The organism is Mesorhizobium sp. M4A.F.Ca.ET.022.05.2.1, from assembly GCF_003998845.1.
Lineage (GTDB): Bacteria > Pseudomonadota > Alphaproteobacteria > Rhizobiales > Rhizobiaceae > Mesorhizobium.
In genome coordinates, this window is record NZ_RZOJ01000312.1 from 1 (window position 1) to 7,053 (window position 7,053).

A 7,053-nucleotide genomic window follows, 5' to 3' on the forward strand; every position below is an offset into this window, starting at 1 on the left:
CTACCGCGCCGGGCCGGAAGCGAGGACTTTCCTCTCGCTGCTGTCGACGGCCATGGCGATCGAGGTTCGCCTGACCGACATGCCGAACATCCACGGCCTTCCCAACCTGCCCGGCTTCGTCGAGCATCGGCACGATCAATCGGTGCTGACGATCCTTGCCAGGCAGCAGGGCGCCGCCATTTTTCGCAGCCCGTCGCAGGAGTGGCACGATCCATCGGCGCCGGCGAGCGAGCAGCCGTTCGGCCAAACGGTGTTTGTGCACCGCAGGCGAAACCTCCCCTATTTCAGGTGGCTTTACAGGCGCCTGCGTCAGAAATACACGGCCGGCCAAGGCTTCCTTTGATCATGCCCGATCTCTCGCGAGAGCCCGGCGGCATTCAAGCTTCCGCACCATAGTCTGAGGGCCCGTTCAGTCGGGCAGATAGATTTCCGCCTTCATGAAGGTCTTCGCGCGGCCTGTGATGCGCACACGGTCTCCGGCCAGCTCGCACAATAAGTGACCGCCGCGCTGCGAGCACTGGAAAGCCGACAGCTCCGTCTTGCCGAGCTTTTCGGACCAATAGGGTATCAGCGTCGCGTGGATGGAGCCGGTCACCGGATCTTCGGGAATGCCCGCGCCGGGCGCGAAGTAGCGGGACACGAAATCATGGGTCTCGCCGCGCGCGGTGACGACCACGCCGAGAGGGTGGAACGTCGCAATCCCGGACAGGTCCGGGACAAAGGAGCGCACGGCGGTCTCGTCGGCCAGTTCGACGAACAGGTTCTCGAAGTTGCGAAAGCTCGCAACCGGGCGCGCCGAAACGGTATCCTGAAGCGCGGACGCCAGCTCGGCGTCCACGGGCTGCGGCGGAAAGCAGGGCAGATCGAGCTGGTAGGCGCCGTCGCGCCCGGAAACCCTCAGCTCGCCCACCCGCGTGGCGAAGGCCATGTCGCCGGCAATATCATGTTCCTGGGCTAGCACATGGGCGGTGGCCAGCGTGGCGTGGCCGCAGAAGTCGGCTTCATGGACCGGGGTGAACCAGCGCAGATCCCAGCCCTTACCGTTCGGCCGCGCAAAGGCGGTCTCGGCAAGGTTGTTCTCGTTGGCGATGGCCTGCATGACATCTTCCGGCGGCCAGTCCTCCAGGATGAGGACGGCGGCCGGATTGCCGTGGAAGGCCCGGTCGGCGAAAGCGTCGACCATGGTCAGTGTCGTCACTTCGCGCTCCCGGGATGGCTAGCTTGGCTGCATCGCGACCTCAAACGAGGTCACGCCGCTTCCAGCGCCGCCTTCACCGCCGCAATTGCGTCCTCGGCCTTCGAGGCGTCGGGGCCGCCGGCCTGGGCCATGTCGGGCCGGCCGCCACCACCCTGCCCGCCAAGCGCGGCGGACGCCACACGCACCAGGTCGACGGCGCTGAAGCGGGTGGTCAGGTCGTCGGTGACGCCGACGACGACACTTGCCTTGTTGTCCTCGCCGGCGCCGACGAAGACGACGACGCCGGAGCCGAGCGTCTTCTTGCCGGCATCCGCCAGCGGCTTCAGATCCTTCGGCGCCACACCGGAGACTGCCTTGCCGAGGAAGCCGACGCCGGCGATGGTCTCGTTCTCGGCCGGCACGCCGGCCGGCGAACGGTCACCCAGCGCCAGCCTCTTGCGCGCTTCGGTAAGCTCCTTTTCGAGCTTCTTGCGCTCTTCGAGCAGCACCTCGACGCGCGCCGCCACGTCGGCCGGCGAGATCTTCAGCGTCGAAGCGATCACCTTGAGCCGCTTGTCCTGCTCGTCGAGATGCTTGCGCGCCGCCTCGCCGGTCAGCGCCTCGATGCGGCGCACGCCGGCGGCGACCGCGCTGTCCGACACGATGCGCACCAGGCCGATATCACCGGTCGCCCTGACATGGGTGCCGCCGCAGAGCTCGACCGAATAGGGGCGGTTGGCCTTGGCGCCATGCAGGCCGGTGCCCATCGACACGACGCGCACCTCGTCGCCATATTTTTCGCCGAACAGCGCCATGGCGCCCTCGGCGATGGCATCATCGACCGACATCAGGCGTGTCGACACCGGGCTGTTCTGCACGACGATCTCGTTCGCCATGCGCTCGACCTCCTCGAGTTCATCGGCCGAGATCGGCTTGTTGTGCGAGATGTCGAAGCGCAGGCGCTCGGGCGCGACCAGCGAGCCCTTCTGCGCGACATGGGTGCCCAGCACCTCGCGCAGGGCCTCGTGGATGAGGTGCGTCGCCGAATGGTTGGCGCGCAGCCTGGAGCGGCGCGCATGGTCGACCTTGAGCTCGACGGCAGCGCCGGTCTTGACCGTGCCGCTTGCCACCCGGCCGAGATGCACGAACAGGCCGTCGGCCTTCTTCTGCGTGTCGGTGATCGCTATCGAGAAGCCTTCGCCGGAAACAATGCCGGTGTCGCCCATCTGGCCGCCGGATTCGCCGTAGAACGGCGTCTGGTTGACGATCACGGCAACCGTGTCACCCTGCGCGGCGCTGTCGACGGCCTTGCCGTCCTTGACCAGCGCCAGGACCAGGCCCTCCGCCTGCTCGGTCTCATAGCCGAGGAAATCGGTGGCGCCGGTCTGCTCGCGCACCGAAAACCACACCGTCTCGGTGGCCGCGTCGCCGGAACCCGCCCAGCTCTTGCGCGCCTCGGCCCGTTGCCGCTCCATCGCATCGGTAAAGCCGGCCAGATCGACCGAGATGCTGCGCTGGCGCAGCGCATCCTGCGTCAGGTCGAGCGGGAAGCCGTAAGTGTCGTAGAGCTTGAAGGCCGTCTCGCCATCCAGCATGTCGCCGGCGCCGAGCTTTTCGGTTGCCTCCGAGAGCAGGCCGAGGCCGCGCGCCAGCGTCTTGCGGAAGCGGGTCTCTTCCAGCTTCAGCGTTTCGGTGATCAGCGCCTCGCCGCGCCCCAGCTCCGGATAGGCCTGAGCCATCTCGCGCACCAGCGCCGGCACCAATTTCCACATCAGCGGCTCGCTGGCGCCGAGCAGCTGCGCATGGCGCATGGCGCGGCGCATGATACGGCGCAGCACATAGCCGCGGCCCTCATTCGACGGCAGCACGCCGTCGGCCACCAGGAAGCAGGACGACCGCAGATGGTCGGCGATGACGCGGAACGATGCGACGGTGTCCGCATCCGGACCGCGCCCGAGCGCCGATGAGGCGGCATCGATCAGATGGCGGAACAGGTCGGTCTCGAAGACGCTTTCCACCCCTTGCAGGATGGACGCCATGCGCTCGAGGCCCATACCGGTGTCGATCGACGGGCGCGGCAGGTCGATGCGCTCTTCCTTGGTCACCTGTTCATACTGCATGAACACCAGGTTCCAGAATTCCAGGAACCGGTCGCCGTCCTCTTCCGGGCTGCCGGGAGGGCCGCCCCAGATGTGTTCACCGCGGTCGATGAAGATTTCCGAGCACGGCCCGCAGGGTCCGGTGTCGCCCATCGCCCAGAAATTGTCGGAGGTCGGGATGCGGATGATGCGGTCGTCGGTGAAGCCGGCGATCTTCTTCCAGTAGCCGGCGGCCTCATCGTCGGTGTGGTAGACCGTGACCAGCAGCTTGTCTTTCTTTAGCCCGAACTCCCTGGTGATCAGGTTCCAGGCAAGTTCGATGGCGCGCTCCTTGAAATAGTCGCCGAAGGAGAAATTGCCGAGCATCTCGAAGAAGGTCAGGTGACGCGCGGTGTAACCGACATTGTCGAGGTCGTTGTGCTTGCCGCCGGCGCGCACGCTCTTCTGGGCGGTCGTTGCGCGCGAATAGGGCCGCTTCTCCAGGCCGGTGAAGACGTTCTTGAACTGCACCATGCCGGCATTGGTGAACATCAGCGTCGGATCGTTGCGCGGCACCAGCGGGCTCGACGCGACGACCTCATGACCCTCCTTGCGGAAATAGTCGAGGAATGTCGACCGGATCTCGTTCACGCCACTCATGGATGCTTGCCTTTTCGAGAGAACCGCCGGGGGTGCCGACGGCAAAATGGACATGGCCTTTTAGCGATCACGCCGCAGCCTGTCCAGAAACACGGAACTGGAGGAAAGTCCGGTTGTTGCCGGCTCTAGCCGGGCATCGCCCGAAACGCAAACCGCCGGCACAAGGCCGGCGGTTCGGGACGCGGTACTAAAGAACTCAATTACATAAGCAGATATTAATAAACAGAGATTGTGGCACCTACATGGCGCCGGCTTCGTCCTCGAAACCGTCGTCACCGCCGCCCTCGGAGCCGCCATTCTCGAGGAATTTCTCAGCGATCAGCCCGGCATTCTGCCTGAGCGCCATTTCGATCTCGCGCGCTGTGTCGGGATTGTCGCGCAGGAACAGTTTTGCGTTCTCGCGGCCTTGGCCGAGACGCTGCGAATTGTAGGAGAACCAGGCGCCGGATTTCTCGACCACGCCGGCCTTGACGCCGAGGTCGACCAGCTCGCCGGTCTTCGACACGCCCTCGCCGTACATGATGTCGAACTCGACCACCTTGAAGGGCGGCGCCAGCTTGTTCTTGACCACCTTGACGCGGGTCTGGTTGCCGACGACCTCGTCGCGGTCCTTGACCGAGCCGATGCGGCGAATGTCGAGACGGACCGAGGCATAGAACTTCAGCGCGTTGCCGCCGGTCGTCGTCTCGGGCGAGCCGAACATGACGCCAATCTTCATGCGGATCTGGTTGATGAAGATGACCATGGTGTTGGAGCGCGAGATCGAGGCGGTCAGCTTGCGCAGCGCCTGGCTCATCAGGCGGGCCTGGAGGCCGGGCAGCGCATCGCCCATCTCACCTTCGATTTCGGCGCGCGGCGTCAGCGCGGCGACCGAATCGACCACCAGCACGTCGATGGCGCCGGAGCGCACCAGCGTATCGCAGATTTCAAGCGCCTGCTCGCCGGTGTCGGGCTGCGAGATCAGCAGGTTTGCGAGGTCGACGCCGAGCTTGCGGGCATAAACCGGATCGAGGGCGTGCTCGGCATCGACGAAGGCGCAGATGCCGCCTTTCTTCTGGGCTTCCGCCACCGTGTGCAGCGCCAGCGTCGTCTTGCCCGAGCTTTCCGGCCCGTAGATCTCGATGATGCGGCCGCGCGGCAGGCCGCCGACGCCGAGCGCGATGTCGAGGCCGAGCGAGCCGGTCGGCACGGTTTCGATCTCGACCACCTGCTCATTGGCGCCGAGGCGCATGATCGAGCCCTTGCCGAAGGCGCGCTCGATTTGCGACAGCGCCGCGTCCAGAGCCTTTGATTTGTCCACTGCCTTATCCTCTACAAGCCGCAAAGTATTCTGAGCCATGATACATCACCCCTTGGTCGTCAATGAAGGCCGGACAATCCGTGATCCCTGCCATTTTGTACCTTTTTTGTTCTCGTTTGGCAAGAGGCATCAAGTTGCTGAAAAACAATCAATATCTTGATCTGTTCTATTTATGTCCTACAACACACGGCGGCGGCGTCGTCCAATCGGCCATGCAGGGTTCCATTGTCCGGCCGGCCCGAATCGCGGCGCTGATTGCGGGGCGGCGCGGAGAAACCTAGTGTGCGCGGCCGGACAATCAACAAAGGTATCGACGCCACGATGGTGAAGTCCCCCAACATCCTTGCCGTGGGCGGCGCCCATATCGACCGGCGGGGCCAGGTGTCGGGCCCTTACGTGCCGGCTGCCTCGAATCCCGGCACCATGCGCGAGGATGTCGGCGGCGGCGTCTTCAACGCATTGCGCAGTGTGGTCAAGCGCGGCGTCTCGGCCTCGCTGCTGTCGATGCGCGGCGGCGACGCCGCGGCCGAGACTGTGTCGACGGCGATCGCGAGCGCCGGCATCGTCGACCTGTCGGCGGTGTTCCTCGACCGCACGACGCCGAGCTACACGGCGCTGATCGACCGCGACGGCGAGCTGATCGTCGGCTTTGCCGACATGGCGCTCTACGACCTCGCCTTCCCCAAGCAGATCCGCCGCGCCAAGGTGCGCGAGGCGATCGCTTCCGCCGATGCCCTCCTATGCGACGCGAACCTGCCGTCCGCGGCGCTGGAACGGCTGGTGGCGCAAGCCGCCGGCAAGCCGGTCTTCGCCATCGCCATCTCGCCGGCCAAGGTGGTGCGGCTGATGCCGGTGCTGGGCAGCCTGGCCGTGCTGTTCATGAACCGGCGCGAGGCCGGCGCCCTTGCCGGCCTGGGCGACGATGCGAATGGCCACGATCTGGTCGGCGGGCTGCGGCGCGCCGGGCTCACGAGCGGCGTGGTGACGGCCGGCGGCGAGCCGGTGCTCGGCTTCGACGGCGAGGGCCTGTTCTCCATCGCCCCGCCCGCCCCGCGTAGGATCGCCGACGTCACCGGCGCCGGCGATGCGCTGACCGGCGCGACGGTCGCCGCTCTGCTCAATGGCCTGCCGCTGCGCGCGGCACTGCGCGAAGGCATTGCCGCCTCCATCCTGGCCATCGAAAGCACCGAGGCGGTACCCGCCTTCAGCGCCGCCAACTTCGCGCAAATGCTGGCCCTTGTGCCGGGGGCGCTGGAAGTGGCATGAGGGCGGCCGGAGCGCCGCGCGCTCCGGATTGGAGACCATCATGACGCCCGAAACCGCCCGCCCCTTCATCGACATCCATCCGCCGGTGGCGGAGGCGCTCGCCGCCGGGCGGCCGGTGGTGGCGCTGGAAAGCACCATCATCACCCACGGCATGCCCTATCCGGACAACGGCGCCATGGCCGCCAATGTCGAGAAGATCATCCTGGACAATGGCGCGGTACCGGCAACAATCGCGGTGGTCGCCGGCCGCATCAAGATCGGCCTCTCCGACGGCGAGCGCGAATCGCTGGCGATGACCGGCGACGCCATGAAACTGTCGCGCGCCGATCTCGGCTTTGCCGTCGCGCAAGCGCGCACCGGCGGCACCACCGTCGCCGCGACGATGATCGCCGCGCATATGGCCGGGATAAAGGTGTTCGCCACCGGCGGCATCGGCGGCGTGCACAAGGGCGCTGAAAAGAGCTTCGACATCTCGGCCGACCTCGACGAGCTGGCGCGCACGCCAGTCATCGTGGTGTCGGCCGGCGCCAAGGCAATCCTCGACATCGAAAAGACGCTGGAAGTGCTGGAGA

At 66.0% G+C, this 7,053-nt stretch carries 6 protein-coding genes and 1 pseudogene; 4 read left to right on the plus strand and 3 right to left on the minus strand.

Annotated elements, in window-relative coordinates; genetic code table 11:
• A pseudogene (locus tag EN745_RS36305) lies at positions 1 to 343 on the plus strand (hypothetical protein); the annotation flags it as partial.
• 66 nt (positions 344 to 409) lie between these two features.
• Here EN745_RS36305 and EN745_RS25775 read toward each other — a convergent pair.
• The 3 genes from EN745_RS25775 to recA form a co-directional block, all read right to left on the minus strand.
• On the minus strand, positions 410 to 1,198 hold the full coding sequence (locus EN745_RS25775) for a PhzF family phenazine biosynthesis protein (RefSeq protein WP_245487834.1): 789 nt from the start codon (positions 1,196 to 1,198) through the stop codon (positions 410 to 412).
• A 50-nt stretch (positions 1,199 to 1,248) separates the two neighbouring features.
• Positions 1,249 to 3,915: an alanine--tRNA ligase gene (gene alaS, locus EN745_RS25780; RefSeq protein ID WP_127422569.1), complete on the minus strand. Its 2,667-nt coding sequence runs from the start codon at positions 3,913 to 3,915 to the stop codon at positions 1,249 to 1,251.
• A 238-nt stretch (positions 3,916 to 4,153) separates the two neighbouring features.
• Positions 4,154 to 5,254, minus strand: coding sequence for a recombinase RecA (gene recA / locus EN745_RS25785; protein WP_127422570.1), 1,101 nt, complete (start codon positions 5,252 to 5,254; stop codon positions 4,154 to 4,156).
• Positions 5,255 to 5,295: 41 nt separating this feature from the next.
• On the opposite strand from recA, the gene EN745_RS25790 reads away from it, so the two are divergent.
• From EN745_RS25790 to EN745_RS25800, 3 genes are all read left to right on the plus strand, one after another.
• Positions 5,296 to 5,496: a hypothetical protein gene (locus tag EN745_RS25790; RefSeq protein WP_127422571.1), complete on the plus strand. Its 201-nt coding sequence runs from the start codon at positions 5,296 to 5,298 to the stop codon at positions 5,494 to 5,496.
• Positions 5,497 to 5,536: 40 nt separating this feature from the next.
• Positions 5,537 to 6,481, plus strand: coding sequence for a carbohydrate kinase family protein (locus EN745_RS25795; RefSeq protein WP_127422573.1), 945 nt, complete (start codon positions 5,537 to 5,539; stop codon positions 6,479 to 6,481).
• Between the two features lie 40 nt (positions 6,482 to 6,521).
• Positions 6,522 to 7,053: pseudouridine-5'-phosphate glycosidase (locus EN745_RS25800; RefSeq protein ID WP_145992132.1), on the plus strand; the 532-nt coding region annotated here is incomplete at its 3' end.

Excerpts from the sequence above, each read along its gene's own strand:
- alaS (WP_127422569.1), bottom strand. The coding sequence starts at position 3,915 with ATGAGTGGCGTGAACGAGATCCGGTCGACATTCCTCGACTATTTCCGC.
- recA (WP_127422570.1), bottom strand. The coding sequence starts at position 5,254 with ATGGCTCAGAATACTTTGCGGCTTGTAGAGGATAAGGCAGTGGACAAA.
- EN745_RS25795 (WP_127422573.1), top strand. The coding sequence starts at position 5,537 with ATGGTGAAGTCCCCCAACATCCTTGCCGTGGGCGGCGCCCATATCGAC.